Here is a 17,979-nt window from a genome sequence, read left to right on the forward strand (position 1 = left end):
TTCAGGAGTTAATGCCTTCAGGCCTTGTTCCCGTTCGGGGAGCCGGGGTGGGCCGCATTGTCTCCAAAAAACCTGCCAGCTGTGCCATCCGGTCTTTTCATGGAGATTTACCGATGAACCGCATTTACCGTCTGGTTTTCAATCGTGCCCTTGGGGTAATGCAGGTTGCTTCGGAGGTCGCCCAGAATCCCGGCGGAAGCGCGGTCAGCGCAGGGCGGGCGCCGCGATTGCGGGCACACCAGCTGGCGGCGGCTTTGGCCGCCACACTGGCCAGCGGATCGGCATTCGCAGCGTGCACGGGCACCACAACCGTGAACTGCGACAGCACCACCAACATCAACAACTACTCCAACGCGACCAACGGCCTCACGCTGAACATCGCCGCAGGTGCATTGCTGCGTACGCCGCCGGTCGTAGGTGGAGGCAACGCAGCGACGCTGACCGGCGACAACGTGACGGTCAACAACAATGGCACGATCGATCCGAGCTCGATCATCCTCGCCTCGCCCGGCCTGGTCATCGGCAATGCTTCTTCCAACAACAGCGCGATCGTCGTCAACAACAACGCGAGCGGACAGATCAAGGGTGTCGTCAACATCGCAACGCTGCTGGGCTTCGGTGGACAGGCGCTGGTGGCACAGAATGTCAACGGCACCACCACCATCAACAACGCCGGCCTGATCAGCACGTCGTTGATCGGTGCAGGCAGCGTTTCCGACGCGACCACGGTGGTGACCTATGGTGGTGCAGCCGCCGCTGTGACCAACACCGGCACCATCGACGGACGCGTCGGCCTGGGGGCTTCTGGCGGTAACACGTTCCTCAATGCGGGGGCGGTCAGTGGCAGCGTTCACCTGGGTGATTCAACCGGCGGCAACACCTTCACCGCCGTGTCGGGTTCCAGCGTTGTGAGTGGCGGCGGCACCGCTCTTGCCGGCGTGATTACCGGTGTCACCGGGGTAAAGGTTGCGGCTGCGGGATCGGTCGACGCCGGTACCGGCAGTGGTGCGGCCAACAACACGCTGGTGCTGCAGAACGTCGTCAGCGGCCCGGGGTCCGGCACCGGCGGCGCGGTGACCACGCTGGGCTGGAACCAGTACCTCAACTTCCAGAAGCTCACCGTCAACAGCGGTACCTGGAACCTGCAGGGTGCGTGGGCGGGTGCGGGTACGACCACGCTCAATGATGGCCTGGTCAATTTCAACAATGCCGGTTCCTTCGGCACCGGGCTGTTCACCGCCAACGGCGGTGCCATCGCCTCCTCCACGGCCGGTCTGAACCTGGCCAATGCTTTCAGCCTTGGTGGCAATCTGTCCCTGGCAGGGACCAATGCGTTCAGCCTGGGGGGCGTGCTGTCCGGTACTGGCGGGCTGACGGTCAACAACACCGGCATCGTTACTCTCGGCGGCGCAAACCTGTTCTCCGGCGGCGTCAACCTCAATGCCGGCGGCCTGGTACTGGGCAACGCCGGTGCACTGGGCAGCGGCAACCTGACCGTGGGTGGCAGCGCCTCACTGGATACGACGGCGGGCTTCACCCTGGGCAACAATCTGGTGATCAATGGCGGGGGCTCGCTGAACCTGCTGGGCAGCAATGCGTTGTCATTGAATGGTTCGATCTCCGGTGCCGGCAACCTGACCAAGAACGGCGCCGGCACGCTCACCTTGAACGGCGCCAATGCGCTGACCGGCAGTTTCAACCTGGCCGGAGGCGCGTTGGCGCTGGGCGCGGGCGGCAGCCTGTCGCCCACCGGTGCGGTCACGGTCGGCGTCGGTACCACCCTGGACCTGTCGGCGGCCGCGAACCAGACCATCGGTTCGCTGGCGGGCCTCGGCGGTTCGGTCAACCTGGGCAGCCGCACGCTCACCCTCGCGGGGCTGGGCAATACCAGCTACAGCGGCACGTTCGCCGCAGGCACGGGGGGGCTGGTCAAGCTGGGCACCGGCGTGCAGACCTTGTCGGGCGTGAACAACCTCAGTGGCGGCGTGGCACTCAACGCCGGTGGCCTGCTGCTGGGCAATGCTGCTGCGCTGGGCAGCGGTGCGCTCAGTGTCGGTGGCAACGTGACGCTCGATGGAACCACGGGGCCGCTTGCACTGGCCAACGCGGTCAACCTTGGTTCGGGCGCCAGCCTCAATCTGCTTGGCGGACAGGCGCTGACGTTCAACGGCGTGATCGGTGGCGCCGGTGGCCTGGTCAAGAGCGGTGCGTCGTCGCTGACGCTCAATGGCGCCAATACCTTCGGCGGCGGCGTGGCGTTCAATGCCGGCAGCCTGGTGCTGGGCAACGGTGGAGCACTGGGAACCGGTGCGCTGAATGTTGGTGGCGTGGTGTCGCTCGACACCAGCGCGGCGCTTGCGGTCGGCAATGGCATCACGCTGGGCGCGGGTGGCTCGCTCAATGTGCTGGGCTCGAACGCACTGACGCTGGGCGGTGTCATTGGCGGCAGCGGCAGCCTGGTCAAGAACGGCGCTTCCACGCTGACGCTGGGCGGTGCGAACACGTTCACCGGCGGCCTGGCGATCAATGCCGGCAAGGTTGCGGTGGGCAGCGGCGGAAGCCTGGCCGCCGGCGGTGCGGTCAGCCTGACTGGCGTTGGCGCGGACCTGGACATCTCGCTCGGCGGCAACCAGACCATCGGCGCGCTGTCCGGTATTGCCGGCAGCACGGTGACGCTGGGCAGCAGCACGCTCACCTTCGGTGATGCCACCAACCAGACGTTCGCCGGCGTGATCGGCGGCACCGGTGGCCTGATCAAGCAGGGCACCGGCGTGCAGACGCTGACCGGCGCCAATACCTTCAGTGGTGGCCTGGACCTTGCGGCCGGTGGCCTGGTGCTGGGCAATGCCGGTGCGCTGGGAAGCGGCGCGCTGACGGTCAGTGGCAACGGCTCGCTGGATGCCACGACAGCGCTGAACCTGGGCAATGCGATCAACCTCGGCGCGGCCCTGACCCTGCCGGGCAGCCAGAACCTGGCCCTGGCCGGCAACATCACGGGCACCGGCAGCCTGGTCAAGAACGGCGCGGCGACACTGACCTTGAACGGTACCAACACCTTCAGTGGTGGACTGAGCGCGAACGCTGGCGCCCTGCTGCTGGGCAACAGCGGCGCACTCGGCAGCGGGACGCTGGGCATCGGTGGCAACGTCTCGCTCGACGGCAGTGCGCCGCTGAACCTGGGCAACAACGTGGCACTGGGTGCAGGCGCTGCGTTGTCGCTGCCGGGTTCGCAGGCGATCACGCTGGGTGGGGTGGTGTCCGGTGCGGGCAGGCTGGTGAAGAACGGTGCCACCACCTTGACCCTCAATGGCGCCAACAGCTTCGGTGGCGGGCTGACCGTCAACGGCGGCGGCCTGCTGCTGGGCAATGCCGGCGCGCTGGGTACCGGTGCATTGTCGGTGGGGGCCAATACCACGCTGGACAGTTCGGTGGCGCTGGACCTGGCCAACAACGTCAACCTCGGCGCCGGTGCGGTGCTGGATCTGCTGGGCAGCCAGAACGTGTCGCTGGAGGGCGTCATCAGCGGCACCGGCGGGCTGGTCAAGAACGGTACGGCGACACTGGCATTGAACGGCGCCAATACGTTCAGCGGGGGCGTCGGGCTCAACGCGGGCGCACTGCAGCTTGGCAACGCACAGGCGCTGGGTACCGGCCAGCTGGACGTGGGCGGCAACGCTTCGCTGGATGCCACTGCGGCGCTTTCGGTGGGCAACACCCTCGGCCTCGCTGCGGGCGCCAACCTCACCGTGCTGGGCAGCAATGACCTGACGCTGACCGGTCCGGTGTTCGGCGCCGGCGGGCTGATCAAGGATGGCGCGGCGCGCCTCACGCTGTCTGGCGCCAACACGTTCGGGGGTGGCACCACCGTCAACGCCGGCACGCTGGCGCTGGGGGCCGGTGGCAGCCTTGCCGCGGCCGGTGCGGTGGATCTTGCCGGCGCCGGTGCGACGCTGGACATCTCGGCAGCCGGTGCCGCGCAGACCATCGGCGCACTCAACGGCGTCGCCGGCAGCCAGCTGGCGCTGGGCGCGCAGTCGCTGACCTTTGGCGGCGCCGGCAACGGCAGCTTTGCCGGTGTGATCGGTGGCACTGGCGGCCTGGTCAAGACGGGTACCGGCGTGCAGACGCTGTCCGGTGCCAACACCTTCAGTGGCGGAGTTGCACTCAACGCGGGTGGCCTGATCCTCGGCAATGCCAGCGCGCTCGGCACCGGTGCGCTGGGCATCGGTGGCACCACCACGCTGGACAGCACGGTGGCGTTGAACCTGGCCAATGCAGTGAACTTCGGTGCGGGCACGCAGCTGACGCTGGGCGGCAGCAACGATGTCACGCTCGGTGGCGTGGTGGCCGGCAATGGCAGCCTGGTCAAGAACGGTACGGGCCTGCTGACCCTCAACAACACCAATACCTTCGGTGGCGGCCTGACCCTGAACGGTGGTGGCCTGGTCGTCGGTGCGGATGGCGCGCTGGGTACCGGCACGCTGGCAGTGACTACCAGCACCACGCTGGATGCAGGCGCTGCAGTCACCCTCGGCAATGCGGTCACGCTGGGCTCGGGTGTCGCGCTGACCGTACCTGGCAGCAACGCGCTGACGCTCTCGGGCGTGATCGGCGGCAACGGCAGCCTGGTCAAGAATGGTGCCACCACGCTGACCCTGTCCGGTGCCAACACCTACACCGGCGGCACCACCATCAATGCTGGCACGCTGGCACTGGGAACCGGAGGCAGCCTTGCTGCAGCGGGCGATGTCACGCTGGGCGCCGGCGCTGGCTTCGATATCTCCGGCGCCGGCAGCAACCAGACCATCGGTGCACTCAACGGAGCGGGGGGAAGCACGCTGACGCTGGGCGGCAGTTCGCTCACCTTCGGTACGGCCGGCAACGCCGCGTTCGATGGCGTGATCAGCGGCGGTGGTGGCCTGATCAAGGTGGGCGCGGGCGTACAGACCTTGTCCGGCGCCAATACCTTCGGTGGCGGCGTGACGCTCAATGCAGGCGGACTGGTGCTCGGCAATGACGCAGCGCTGGGCACGGGCGCATTGACCGTCGGTGGTGCTGCCACGCTGGATACCACCGGCCTGGCAACGCTGGCCAACAACATTGCGCTCAATGCCGGGCTGACCGTGCTCGGGACCCAGGCACTCACACTCAACGGCGTCCTTTCCGGGGCCGGCAGCCTGACCAAGAATGGCAGCGCGACGCTGACCTTGAACGGCGCCAACACCTATACCGGCGGTACCACCATCAATGCGGGCACGCTGGCGCTGGGCGCCGGTGCCAGCCTGGCCGCGAGCGGTACCGTCAATCTTGCCACCGGCGCCACGCTGGACCTGTCGGCCGGCAGCGGCACGCAGCAGTTCGGCACGCTGGTCGGCAACGGTACGGTGAATCTCGGCGCCAACTCGATCGAGGTCGGCGGTGCCACCGATGGCACCTTCAGTGGCTCGATCGCAGGCACCGGTGGCCTGACCAAGGTCGGTGCCGGCATCGAGACGCTGACCGGTGCCAACACCTACACCGGCGGCACGTTCATCAACGCCGGTACCCTGGCGATCGGCCCCGGCGGCAGTCTGGCCGCGACCGGTGCGGTGACGCTCACTGCGGCAGGCACAGGCTTCGATATCTCCGCCGCCGGCGCCAACCAGACCATCGGGGCGTTGAACGGCGTGGCGGGTTCGACGGTGAGCCTGGGGGCGCAGACGCTGACCCTGGGCGGCGTTGGCAACAGCATCTTCGATGGCGCGATCTCCGGCACCGGCGGCCTGGTCAAGAACGGCGCCGGCAGCCTCACGCTGGGCGGCGCCAACCTGTTCAGCGGCGGCGTCGCGCTCAATGGCGGCGCATTGGTGGTCGGCAACAACGCTGCGCTCGGCAGCGGTGCGCTGACGGTGGGAAGCAACGCGACGCTGGATGCATCGACCGGCGTCAGCCTGGCCAACAACATCGGGCTTGCCGGCGGCGCCAACCTCGGTCTGCTCGGCAGCCAGGCGCTGACCCTGGGCGGCGTGATCTCCGGCACGGGCGGGCTGATCAAGGACGGTGCGGCCACCGTGACCCTGACCGGCGCCAACACCTACACCGGTGGCACCACCATCAACAGCGGCACGCTGGCGATCGGCGCCGGTGGCAGCCTCGCCGCGACCGGCGCGGTGAACCTGGCCGGTGCCGGCACGTTCGACATTTCGGCGGGCAACCAGGCCATCGGCTCGCTGGCCGGCGTCGCCGGCAGTACGGTGGCGCTGGGCGGCAGCACGCTGACCCTGGGCGGCACCGTGGACAGCACCTTCAGCGGTGCGATCAGTGGCAACGGCGGCCTGGTCAAGAACGGCGCAGGCGTGCAGACGCTCAACGGCGTCAGCACCTTCAGCGGCGGCGTAACGCTCAACGCCGGCGGCCTGGTGGTGGGCAACAATGCTGCGTTGGGCACCGGTGCGGTGACGGTCGCAGGCGCTGCGACGCTCGATTCGAACACCGCGGTCACCCTCGCCAACAACTTCACCCTCAACAACGCGTTGACCGTCCTCGGCAGCAACAACCTCACCCTCAACGGCAACCTGAGCGGCACTGGCAGCCTGACCAAGGAGGGCGCCGCAACGCTGACCTTGAACGGCACCAATACCTATACCGGTGGCACCAACATCAACGCTGGTACGCTGGCACTGGGCGCGGGCGCGAGCCTGCACGCCAGCGGCATCGTCAACCTGGCCTCGGGTGCGACCTTCGATCTGTCAGCGGGCAGCGGCACGCAGCAGTTCGGCACGCTGGTCGGCAACGGTACGGTGAACCTGGGTGCCAACACGCTGACGATCGGTGATGCCACCAACGGTACGTTCAGTGGTTCGGTGGCCGGCTCCGGTGGCCTGATCAAGGAAGGTTCGGGAACGCAGACGTTGACCGGTACCAACACCTTCACCGGTGGCACCACCATCAACGCCGGCACGCTGGCGATCGGTGCCGGCGGCAGCCTGGCCGCGACCGGTGCGGTCACCCTGGCCAACGCCGGTACCACCTTCGACATCAGCGCGGGTGGTGCGCAGGCGATCGGTTCGCTGGCAGGCGTGGCAGGTTCGACCGTGGCGCTGGGCGGCAGCACGCTGACCCTCAATGGCGTGGGCAATACCACGTTCGCTGGCACCATCGGAGGGGCCGGTGGCCTGGTAAAGAACGGCGCAGGCATCCAGGGCTTGACGGGCGTCAACGTCTTCACCGGCGGCGTGACCCTCAACGCCGGTGGCCTGCTGCTGGGCAACGACGGATCGCTGGGCACCGGCGCGCTGACCGTAGGCGGTGACGCCAGCCTGGATGGCACCAGCGCGTTGACCCTGGCCAACACCGTGCAGCTGGCCAGCGGCACGCTGACCCTGGCTGGCAGCAACGCGCTGACCTTCAACGGCCCGATCAGTGGTGCCGGTGGCCTGCTGAAGGATGGCGCGGCGACAGTCACCCTGGGCGGTGCCAGCAGCTATACCGGCACCACCACCATCAACAGCGGCACGCTGGCAGTTGCGGCCGGCGGCAGCCTGTCCGGTGCCAGCACGGTCAACCTGGCCGGTGCGGGCACGCTGGATATCAGCGCCGGTGGCAGCCAGAGCATCGGAGGCCTGGCCGGCGTGACCGGTTCCAGCGTGGTGCTGGGCGGTGCAACCCTGACCACCGGCGGCAACAATGCCAGCACGACCTTTGCCGGCGTGCTCAGTGGTACCGGCGGCCTGGTGCAGGGCGGTACCGGCACGCTGACCCTGAGTGGCGACAACACCTATACCGGAGGCACCACCATCAACGGTGGCAGCACGCTGCAGATCGGCAACGGCGGCAGCAGCGGTTCGGTGCTGGGCGACATCACCAACAACGGCAGCCTGGTCTACAACCTGGGCACGACGGCCACCGTGGGCGCAGTGGTGAGTGGCAGCGGCAGCCTGACCCAGGCCGGCAGCGGCACGCTGGTGCTGACCGGCAACAACACCTACACCGGAGGGACCGCCATCAATGCCGGCGGCACGCTGCAGATCGGCAACGGTGGTGCGACCGGTGCGATCGTTGGCGATATCACCAACAACGGTGCGCTGGTGTCCAACGTGGCCGGCAACACCACGCTCGGTGGCACCATCAGTGGCAGCGGTGGCCTGACCCAGGCCGGCAGCGGCACGCTGACCCTGACCGGCAACAACACCTATACCGGCGGCACCACCATCAATGCCGGTGGCACCCTGCAGGTGGGCAATGGCGGTGCGACCGGCGCGATCACCGGCAACGTTGCCAACAACGGCAGCCTGGTGTTCAACGTCGGCGGCAACACCACGGTCGGCGGCGCGATCAGCGGCAGTGGTGGCCTGACCCAGGCCGGCAGCGGTGTGCTGACCCTGGTGGGCAACAACACCTACACCGGCGGGACCACCATCAATGCCGGCGGCACGCTGCAGGTGGGCAACGGCGGCGCGACCGGTGCCATCGCCGGCGATATCACCAACAATGGCGCGTTGATTTCCAACGTGGCCGGCAACACCACGCTGGGCGGCACCCTCAGTGGCAGCGGCGGCCTGACCCAGGCCGGCAGCGGCACGCTGCTGCTGACCGGGACCAACACCTATACCGGCGGCACCACCATCAACGCCGGCGGTACGCTGCAGCTGGGCAATGGCGGTGCGACGGGCTCGATCGTCGGTGATGTCATCAACAACGGCACGCTGCTCTCCAACGTGGCCGGCAACACCACGCTGGGCGGCACCATCAGCGGCAGTGGCGGGCTGACCCAGGCCGGCAGCGGCACGCTGACCCTGACCGGCAACAACACCTACACCGGCCCGACCACCATCAATGCCGGTGGCACCCTGCAGGTCGGCAATGGCGGTGCGACCGGTGCGATCGGCGGCAGTGTCGTCAACAACGGCAGCCTGGTGTTCAACGTGGGTGGCAACACCACCGTCGGCGGCGCCATCAGCGGCAGCGGCGGCCTGACCCAGGCCGGCACCGGCACCGTGGTCCTGACCGGCAACAACACCTATACCGGTGGCACCACCATCAACACCGGCGGCACGCTGCAGGTCGGCAACGGTGGCGCGAGCGGTGCGATCACCGGCAACGTTGCCAACAACGGCAGCCTGGTGTTCAACGTCGGCGGCAACACCACGGTGGGCGGCACGATCAGCGGCAGCGGTGGCCTGACCCAGGCAGGTGCCGGCACCCTGGTCCTGACCGGCAACAACGCCTACACCGGCGGTACCACCATCAATGCCGGCGGCACCGTGCAGGTCGGCAACGGTGGCGCCAGCGGCGCGATCACCGGCAACATCACCAACAACGGTGGCCTGGTGATCAACACCGGTGGCACCACCACGCTCGGCGGCAGCATCAGTGGTGGCGGCAGCATCGTGCAGGCCGGCCCGGGCAGCCTGAATCTGGGCGGCAACAGTGCTGGCTTCAGCGGCACGGGCCAGGTCACCGGCGGTGGCCTGCACGTCACCGGCAACATCGGCGGCCAGTGGACCATCGGCAGTGGCACCACGCTCTCCGGCACCGGCACCATCGGCGGTACCGGCGGTGGCGTGACCGTATCCAGCGGTGGCGTGCTGTCGCCGGGCAATGGCCCGGGCAATGGCGGCGGTGCCGGCAATGGCACCGGAACGATCACCGTCGGCGGCAACCTGACGCTGTCGCCGGGCAGCACGCTGGGCATCGATCTGGGGGCCACCGGCAGCGACACGGTAAAGGTGGGCGGCAGTGCCAATGTGGGTGGCAGTACGGTGCGGGTGAACACCATCTCGCCGAGCACCAGCTACCAGCAGGGCCAGCAGTACACGGTGGTCAATGCTGGGGGTGGCGTGAGCGGGCAGTTCGCTGCGGCAACCTCGCCGTCGGCCTTCCTGACGATCACGCCGGTCTATACGGCCAACACCGCCAACCTGCAGATCGACGTGGCGCAGACTGCGGCATTCACCACCGCAGCGACGACGCGCAACCAGTACAACACTGCCGCAGCGCTGGACAGCCTGCCGCAGAGTGGCCCGGCGCTGGGCCTGTACAACACGGTGCTGCTCTACGACGCGGCCACTGCGCGCAGCGCCTTCGACCAGCTGTCAGGCGAAGTGCATGCGGCCAGCCGCGCGGTGCTGCTGTATGACAACTACCTGGAGGAGGGCATCCGCCAGCGCCTGGGCAGCGAACTGCCGACCGTGCGGGGCGAGCGCGCTTCGGCCTGGCTGGCCGGCAGCGGCAAGGTGTTCCGCCAGGACGGTGACGGCAACGGTGCCGACATCCGCTCCAACCGCAATGCGGTGATGGCGGGCGTGGACTGGCAGCTGGGCGAGCACGTGGTGCTGGGTGCGGCGGCCGGCAACGAACGGCTGGATACGCGCCTGTACGATCGCAGTTCGCGGGCCCGCCTGCGTGGCAACACGTTCGGCCTGTACGCGCAGGGACAATGGAACAACGGCTTCGCGGTCGGTGGCAGCGTGTCGCGCGGTGACTACCGCACGCGCACCACGCGTGAGGTGCCGCTGCTGAGCCAGACCCTGTACAGCCGCCAGGATTCGGACGTGACCATTGCGCAGGTGGAGGGCAGCTGGACCTGGACCCATGGCAGGACCCAACTGCAGCCGTATGTGCAGTTCACCCGGCACTGGGTCGACAGTGATCGTGCCGTGGAGCAGGGCGGCAGCGCCGCACTGGTGCTGGAAGGCGGCAAGGACACGCTCAATGTCAGCACGGTGGGCGTGCGCGGCCGTTGGGACGTGGGCAGCGGCGAGCGCTTCCCGGCGCAGCTGACCGTCGGCCTCGGCTGGCAGCACGCCTCGGGTGACACCGATGTGGCCAGCCGCAACCGCTTCGCGGTGGGCGGCAATGCCTTCGATGTCTACAGTGCGGTGATGGCACGCAATGCGCTGGTCAGCCAGCTTGGCGTGGCGGTCGGCCTTGGCCGCAACAGCCAGCTGTCGATGTTCGTACAGGGCCAGCATGGCGACGGCCGCCGCGATGTGGGTGGGCAGATCAACCTGCGCGTGGGCTTCTGAGGAAAGCGCGGCGACGTTGGATCCAGGCTCGCGTGGATCCAGAGCGGGCGGAGGGCTAGACCCTCCGCTCCATCTCCACGGCGTCGATCCCGGCGCCGTGGCCATTGGACACGATCCGCGTCACCTGGAAGCCCAGGCCAGCATAGAAGCCCTGGGTGTGCTGGCTGGTGCTGAGCGTGATGCGCTTGATCGAGGGATCCGCTTCGGCCTGGCGCAGGCGAGCCAGCGCCAGTTCGCGGCCCAGTCCCTGCCGGTGCAGCGCGCGCTGCACCATGCCCCAGCAGAAGCCGGCACTGCTGTCGCCGCGTCGCGACAGGCCGCCACAGGCCACGATGCTGCCGTCGCGCTCGATGACCTGGAATGCGCAGTCCACGGCCTGTTCGCGCAGGAAGCGTTCAAAGTCGCTGCGCTCTTCGGGCGCGAAGTAGGTGGGCACGTTGCTGTCGAACATCGACAGGCAGGCGCGGGCATCTGCGGGGCGGTAGAGGCGGAGGTTCATGGGAAAGGCCATGGAGTTGCCCGGCTGCATTTCAACCATCCAGGCGTTGGGAGGGGGCGAAGCGTTCCAGGGTACATGGAGCGATGCCGATCCTTTTACAGCTGACGTCTCCCCGCTCGAATGACCGTGCGGAACGCAGGCGCCTTTACCAGGCGGGTGCGTCGGTGGCGGGCAATGGCGAGGCGCATCCGGTCGCGATGGCGTGCAGTGGGGCGCGATGGCTTCTGGGCTATGCTGTCGACACGTGGGACTGACCGCGCGGCAGGATCCGCCGGCCCCATTCGTGTTCCCGCCTGCAACGGAGCTGCCCAGCGATGCCCGAACCTTCTTTTTTCCGGCCTGCCCCGATCATGCGCGGCCTGCTGTTTGGCACGGTGGGTCTGTTGATCCTTGCCGTGGCCGCCTTCGAGGTGACGCATCGCCTTGAGTTCCTGCAGGTCGCGCAGGCCGTTGATGGCCAGGTCGAGCGCCTGAACGCCGGCGGATCGCATCCGCAGGTCGCGTTCACCACCGCGACCGGCCAACGCGTCTCGTACCCGCAGGGCGGCATGATCTTCGGCTATGAGCCCGGGCAGCCGGTACGCGTGCTGTACGACCCGGCGCAACCGCGGCTGGAGCCGGTCCTGGATACGTTCGGTGCGCTGTGGGGAATGACGGTCGTGTGGGTGCTGCTGGGGCTGGCGTTCGTCGGCGCCTGCGTGCGCGGACTGCTCCGGCGCAGATGACTCGCGGCGGATCGCGCGGCGTCGGCGGGCGGGCCGTTGGACCGGCCACGGCGGCAGGGCCTGTTCAGTCCGGTAGTACCTGCGGCGCTTCCCGCCAGCCCAATAAAAAAGCCGCCCAGGGGGCGGCTTCTTCATTTATCTGGCGGAGAGAGGGGGAGGCAGTTGAGTCCAGCCTAACCCCCTGTTCTCGCTGGCAAAACACAAACCGAATTGTGCCCTGCTGTGTGCCACCGGGTGCGCAGTGTAGCCGACCACCGGCCACTAGGTCTATCGACCTGGTGGCCTTGGCCCCTTCGCCAGCGGCCCGACCGGCTTGGACATGGCCGCCCGTGGCGGCGGCGGTGCCGCCGCTGCGGCTGGACGGGGCGCAGCCCCAATCCCCGCTCTTGCGGCCCGCGCAGCGCGGGCCGCTGCTTTGGCGGCGAACGTCACCGGCATCGAACGCACTTTGTCCGACGCCACCGCCCGCAGCTTCCGGCCACCCCGTGCATGCGACCGCTTGCCATAGAAGGCCAACGACGCAGTGCTGGCGTGGCCCATGGCCGCCGCCGCCTCCTCCGCTGACTTTTGACCGGTGGCCACCTGCTCTTTTAGCTCGCTGGCGACCTGATGGCGGAACGAGTAGCACGACATACCAACTCCCGCACGCAGGGCGCGATTGAGGCTGCGCACGTCCGCGTCCGTCGTTTTCAATGCCCATTTTCCGCCCGCCGCCTTCACCTGAGCCGCCAGCACTGCCGCCGCCCCGCTATCTGCGGGGAATTGAAGCACGCGGTCATGGTGGCCCCGGTTCCCGCCGTTCCACTTCGCACCCAGCAAAGTAGCTCGGAGTACCATCCGTCCGCCCTTGCTGCGCAAGGCTTCCAGCCGCACGCCGTTGCGCAGTTCAGCAGGTCGGCAGCCGGTCAAGGCCAGCACAATCAACCGCTCGCCATGGCGCTCCTGGACGCGCTGTTGCTGCCCCAGCAGCGCGCCCGCCGCCAAGTCTGGCGACGGCGCGCGCGTGTTGCGCTTCGATTTTGAAGGCTTACGTTCCGCTTCCGGTTTGTCCTTCCACGTCAGACGGCCCGGCTGAAGGAACATCTCATCCAGCACCGCCGCCAGCCGGAAAGCGCGTTCCGTGCGACGCTGGGCGCTGGCGAGGTCGCCACGCTTCATCGCCCGCTCACTCGCTGCCCGCCATTCCCGCGCGTCCTCCGCCATGCAGAACCGGCAGGCCGTGCGCAGAAAGTCGTAGTGTGCGCGTGTGCTAGCCGCCTCCAGCGCTGTCAGGCCGGAGGCTCGCAGGTTGTCGTAGGCTCGCCGATACTTGACCGCTGTGTCCGTGCCGACCTCGCGCCGGGGGCACTCGGCCAGCACGGCCCGCGTCTGCTGATCTGCGTGAAGGGTCCACGGCTTGCCGTCGCGTTGCGCCGCCTGCCGTGCTGACCGCTCCCGCTGCCTCAGCGCCGCGTCGTGCGTCCTCGCCCAGCCGTCGGCCACGGCCGCCGGTTGGGCCTCGGGCGCACGAGCCGCACGGCTCCCGCCGTGCTGCGCTCCGCGTGCTCCCGCACGCTCCGCCGTCCCTACGCTTTCGCTCCGGGCCGTGTGTCCTTCGCTCCCGCTACGGACACGGGAGCGCCCAAAATGGTTTGCACCATTTCGGTCACTCCCCCCATTGTCGGTCACTTTCGTGACCGACAATGGGGAAGAGCTTGGCTTGGCTGATTTACGACTAAAAAACATTGGCGGGCGGTTTCTGATGGAAAGGCTATACCTCCATGCAACCATGAATCCGGAACTTGGCAAGACACCCCCTTGCCGTTTCCGGATTGCCCGCTACGTTAGGCACATGCCAACCGCCGAGCATATCCGTCGCCGCCGCGCCACCCTCAAACGGCTTGACCTCTACTTACCGCCAGAGGTCGCCGAGCGTTTGCGTGCTGTTGCTGCTGCCGAAGGCTTGCGCCCCGGCGTCCTTGCCTGTCGCCTACTCACGGCTTCAGTCAGTAGCGGGCGCAGCGCGTCCAAGTCCAAGCCGTAAGCCAGCACTGACAGCCCTGGCGAGTTACCCACACCGGCGAGTTTCTCCGCTGCGGTAAAGTCCCGGCTGTAGGTGCTGTGGTGTTCGTCGTCGAGTTCGTGCCCGGTGATTTGAACGCGAAGCTCCGACGGCACACCGGCCCCCTGCATTTCTTGAATGACTGTTTTGCGCAGGCTATGGAACCCTCGCTTTGCTGGCTTCCATTCGCCCGACAGGTTGCCGAGGTAGTAGCCGAACGCTTTGCTAATCCAGTTTCCTGCGCCGTTTTTAGCGGTTGCGGAAGCTTGCGGGAAAACGCGCCAGTCGCCCCGGCCACGCAAGCTGTCCACATATTCGAGAAAGCCTAACGAAAGCAGATCCGAGTGGATGGGAACCACGCGGTTCGACACTTCCGTCTTTACACTTTGGTGGTCTCCTTCGTCGCAGAAACGAAAGGAGGGGACGCCATCCACCTCGGCTACGTCAAGGGTCAGCAGTTGCCCAACTTCGCCGGCCCGCGCACCGGTGTAAAGGCCGATCAGGGCCGCCCATTTTGCTCCCGGTGACAATCGGGCAAAGTTCGCAGGAGAGTAGAGGGCGCCGATTTGCTGCTGATCGAACGGCTTGAACCCTAACTTCTTGCGTTGCCGCTTTTCTTTTGTCGTGTAGCGGATATGGCCCTGCGCAGGGTTGTCACCGGCCGGGTAATGGCCCGACGCCTGCGCCCACGCGAAAAAGCCGCCAGCGCCGCCGAGGTAAGACTGTTTGTTGAACACCGTGGGCGTAGCCGCTCCGCCATCGCGCAGGTGTTGGTAGAAACGCGCCATATCCGGGCGCGCGATGGTGTGAACTTGCCGACTTACACCTAGATAGTCCGCCAGCGCTGTCACGGCAGTTTTTTTGATGGTCAGGGTCTTTGGCCGGGTAGTGGCCTCCAAACTCTTTAGCCATGCCTCGCCTGCTTTAGCCAGTGTGATGGTCTCGGCGACGGGCGGCGGGGCAGCTGGCTCAACCAAGGCGGCACGCGGAGCGAAATCGAAGCGCCCGATAGCTTCCAAGGCTTCCATCGCTCGGGCATGGTCAGCGGCATCGTTGGCGCGCAGTCTGCCGCCGCCAGGGAGGTCGATTTCATACCGCTTGGCCCCGTTTTTAGCCACGCTGGCCACCACGTCGGCCACGCTGATTTTCTTTTCCATGCCGCCCCGCAACTCATCGAAAACCGCAGCATAGCGGCCCGACAATTCAAGTGCGGCAAGGCGTGCGGTCAGCAGGTTGGCACCCAGTGGGCGCTTGATGAAGTCGCGCCCGACAGCGGCCCGCAGGTCAGCAGGGACGCGGATACGAAACACGAAACGGCCCGACGCGGTGCGGGTGAGGTAGTGAGGGAAAGCCATCGGGATGTGCCCCGATTTGTGCCCTGCCCGCGACTTCTCCGCCAACAAAAAAGCCCCTGTAAAAACAGGGGCTTATGTAATGCTGGCGGAGAGAGGGGGATTCGAACCCCCGAAGCGCGGTTTAGACGCTTACACACTTTCCAGGCGTGCTCCTTCAACCACTCGGACACCTCTCCGGATCCTGCCATCGGCAAACGCCTCAGCAGGGGCGCAGATTCTAGCGGGCGGCGCGGCCGGACACAAGCACCCCGGCCAGGCAACACATCCGGGGGCGATGTTGGCGAGGGGGCTGGACAGGCATGGCACAATGGAACATCCGATGGAAAACGGTGGCCTGATGTCCTATCTCGTCCTTGCCCGCAAGTGGCGTCCGAAGCGTTTTGCCGAGCTGGTGGGCCAGGAACACGTGGTCCGTGCGCTCAGCAATGCGCTGGACAGCGGCCGGGTCCACCACGCGTTCCTGTTCACCGGCACCCGCGGCGTGGGCAAGACCACCATCGCGCGCATCTTCGCCAAGTCGCTGAACTGCGAGCAGGGCACCAGCGCCGACCCCTGCGGCCAGTGTGCAGCCTGCCTGGACATCGACGCCGGCCGCTACATCGACCTGCTGGAAATCGACGCCGCGTCCAACACCGGCGTGGACGACGTGCGCGAGGTGATCGAGAACGCGCAGTACATGCCCTCGCGCGGCAAGTACAAGGTCTACCTGATCGACGAAGTGCACATGCTGTCCAAGGCGGCGTTCAACGCGCTGCTGAAGACGCTGGAAGAGCCACCGGAGCACGTCAAGTTCCTGCTGGCCACCACCGATCCGCAGAAGCTGCCGGTCACCGTGCTCAGCCGCTGCCTGCAGTTCAACCTCAAGCGCCTGGATGAAGACCAGATCCAGGGCCAGATGACCCGCATCCTGGCGGCCGAAGCGATCGAGGCCGACGGCAGTGCCATCGTGCAGCTGGCCAAGGCTGCTGACGGCAGCCTGCGCGATGGCCTGTCGCTGCTGGACCAGGCGATCGCCTATGCCGGCGGCGCGCTGCGCGAGGACGTGGTGCGCACCATGCTGGGCACCGTGGACCGCACCCAGGTGGCGGCGATGCTGGATGCGCTGGCCGAGGGCGATGGCCCGTGGCTGCTGCAGGTGGTCGCGGCGCTGGCCGAGTTCTCGCCGGACTGGAGTGGCGTGCTGGAAGCGCTGGCCGAAGGGCTGCACCGCATCCAGGTGCAGCAGCTGGTGCCGGGCGCCGCTGTTGCGGAAGGCCTGGATGTGGCGGCATTCGCCGAGCGCCTGCGCCCGGAAGTGGTGCAGCTCTGGTACCAGATGGCCCTGAACGGCCGTCGCGACCTGCCGCTGGCACCGAGCCCGCGCGCGGGCTTCGAGATGGCGGTGCTGCGCATGCTGGCGTTCCGTCCGGCCGCAGCGGTACCGCCGGTGCCGAAGGCGATCGACGGTGCGGCGGGCGGCACGGCAGGTGGCAACGCTGCCGGTGGCGGCGGCGGTGCCGGTAGCCACGAAGCGACGCCGGCCGCTGCCGCTGCTTCGGCCAGCCCGGCCGTGGCGGCGCAGGTGGCCGCTCCGGTACAGGCCGTTCCGCGCGAACCTGATCCCGAACCGGAGCCGGCCCCGCAGCCGGAGCCGGATCCGACGCCTGAGCCCGAGCCGGTTCCGGTGGAGGAACCCGAGTCGCCGCCGCCAGTGAAGGCGGAGGCGGCAAGCGACGACCTGCCACCGTGGGCCACCCAGGACGCGGAGGCGCGTGATGAGGCGCTGGCCGCGGAGATGGCGGGCCCGGACGCGGCCATGGTCGCGCCCTGGCATGAGCCTCCGGCTCCCGCCGCAGTCGCTGGCGAGCCTGCGCGGCCGGAGCGTCCGTTCCGCGCCGAAGGCATTGCCATTGCGCCGGTCGAACCCGCCCCGGTGCGTGATGTAGCGCCGCCGGACGGTGTCAGCGAGCTGGCCACTGCCGAAGACTGGCTGGACCTGGTGGCCACCAGTGGCCTCAGCGGCCCCTCGCGGCAGCTGGCTGCCAACGCCGCGTTCATCAGCTGCCAGCACGGGACCTTGAAACTGGGCCTTTCGCCCGGATTTGAATACCTGCGCTCGGAGCGCGCGCTGGCTGCCCTCGGCGAGATGCTGCAGAAGGCCCTCGGCCAGGCGCCGAAGATCGTGGTCGAGACCGTGGAAACCGAACACGTTCCGGCCGAGACCCTGCATCAGCGGGCCGACCGCCAGCGCGGCGAGCGGCAGCAGGTGGCAGAGGCCGTTTTCATGGACGACCCGGAAGTGCAGGTGCTGATCCAACAGCACGGCGCGCGGGTTGTTTCCGATTCCATCCGTTCTTTTGACGAGTAAGACACC

General features: G+C 67.6%; 6 protein-coding genes and 1 tRNA gene. 3 read left to right on the top strand and 4 right to left on the bottom strand.

What is annotated here, in order from left to right; genetic code table 11:
• Positions 1 to 113: 113 nt before the first annotated feature.
• Positions 114 to 11,006 (top strand): autotransporter-associated beta strand repeat-containing protein, encoded by a 10,893-nt coding sequence (locus BLS66_RS16995; RefSeq protein ID WP_074726382.1) that lies wholly within the window; start codon positions 114 to 116, stop codon positions 11,004 to 11,006.
• A gap of 55 nt (positions 11,007 to 11,061) precedes the next feature.
• Here the strand turns inward: BLS66_RS16995 and BLS66_RS17000 are convergent, their stop codons facing one another.
• Positions 11,062 to 11,505, bottom strand: a complete 444-nt coding sequence (locus BLS66_RS17000) for a GNAT family N-acetyltransferase (RefSeq protein ID WP_074726424.1) — start codon at positions 11,503 to 11,505, stop codon at positions 11,062 to 11,064.
• Between the two features lie 350 nt (positions 11,506 to 11,855).
• On the opposite strand from BLS66_RS17000, the gene BLS66_RS17005 reads away from it, so the two are divergent.
• Positions 11,856 to 12,230: a DUF3592 domain-containing protein gene (locus BLS66_RS17005; protein ID WP_049471081.1), complete on the top strand. Its 375-nt coding sequence runs from the start codon at positions 11,856 to 11,858 to the stop codon at positions 12,228 to 12,230.
• 267 nt (positions 12,231 to 12,497) lie between these two features.
• Here BLS66_RS17005 and BLS66_RS17010 read toward each other — a convergent pair whose 3' ends face one another.
• From BLS66_RS17010 to BLS66_RS17020, 3 genes are all read right to left on the bottom strand, one after another.
• Positions 12,498 to 13,388, bottom strand: coding sequence for a site-specific integrase (locus BLS66_RS17010; RefSeq protein ID WP_143025187.1), 891 nt, complete (start codon positions 13,386 to 13,388; stop codon positions 12,498 to 12,500).
• Between the two features lie 729 nt (positions 13,389 to 14,117).
• Complete coding sequence (locus BLS66_RS17015) at positions 14,118 to 15,626, bottom strand: site-specific integrase (protein WP_074726425.1); 1,509 nt, start codon at positions 15,624 to 15,626, stop codon at positions 14,118 to 14,120.
• Positions 15,627 to 15,709: 83 nt separating this feature from the next.
• Positions 15,710 to 15,802: transfer RNA gene (locus BLS66_RS17020), tRNA-Ser, on the bottom strand.
• A gap of 161 nt (positions 15,803 to 15,963) precedes the next feature.
• Here BLS66_RS17020 and dnaX point away from each other — a divergent pair.
• Positions 15,964 to 17,973 carry a DNA polymerase III subunit gamma/tau gene (dnaX, locus tag BLS66_RS17025; protein WP_074726426.1) on the top strand — a complete coding sequence of 670 codons (2,010 nt, stop codon included), beginning with the start codon at positions 15,964 to 15,966 and terminating at the stop codon, positions 17,971 to 17,973.
• The last annotated feature ends 6 nt before the right edge of the window (positions 17,974 to 17,979 follow it).

The sequence above is a fragment of the Stenotrophomonas pavanii genome, assembly GCF_900101175.1.
GTDB lineage: Bacteria > Pseudomonadota > Gammaproteobacteria > Xanthomonadales > Xanthomonadaceae > Stenotrophomonas > Stenotrophomonas pavanii.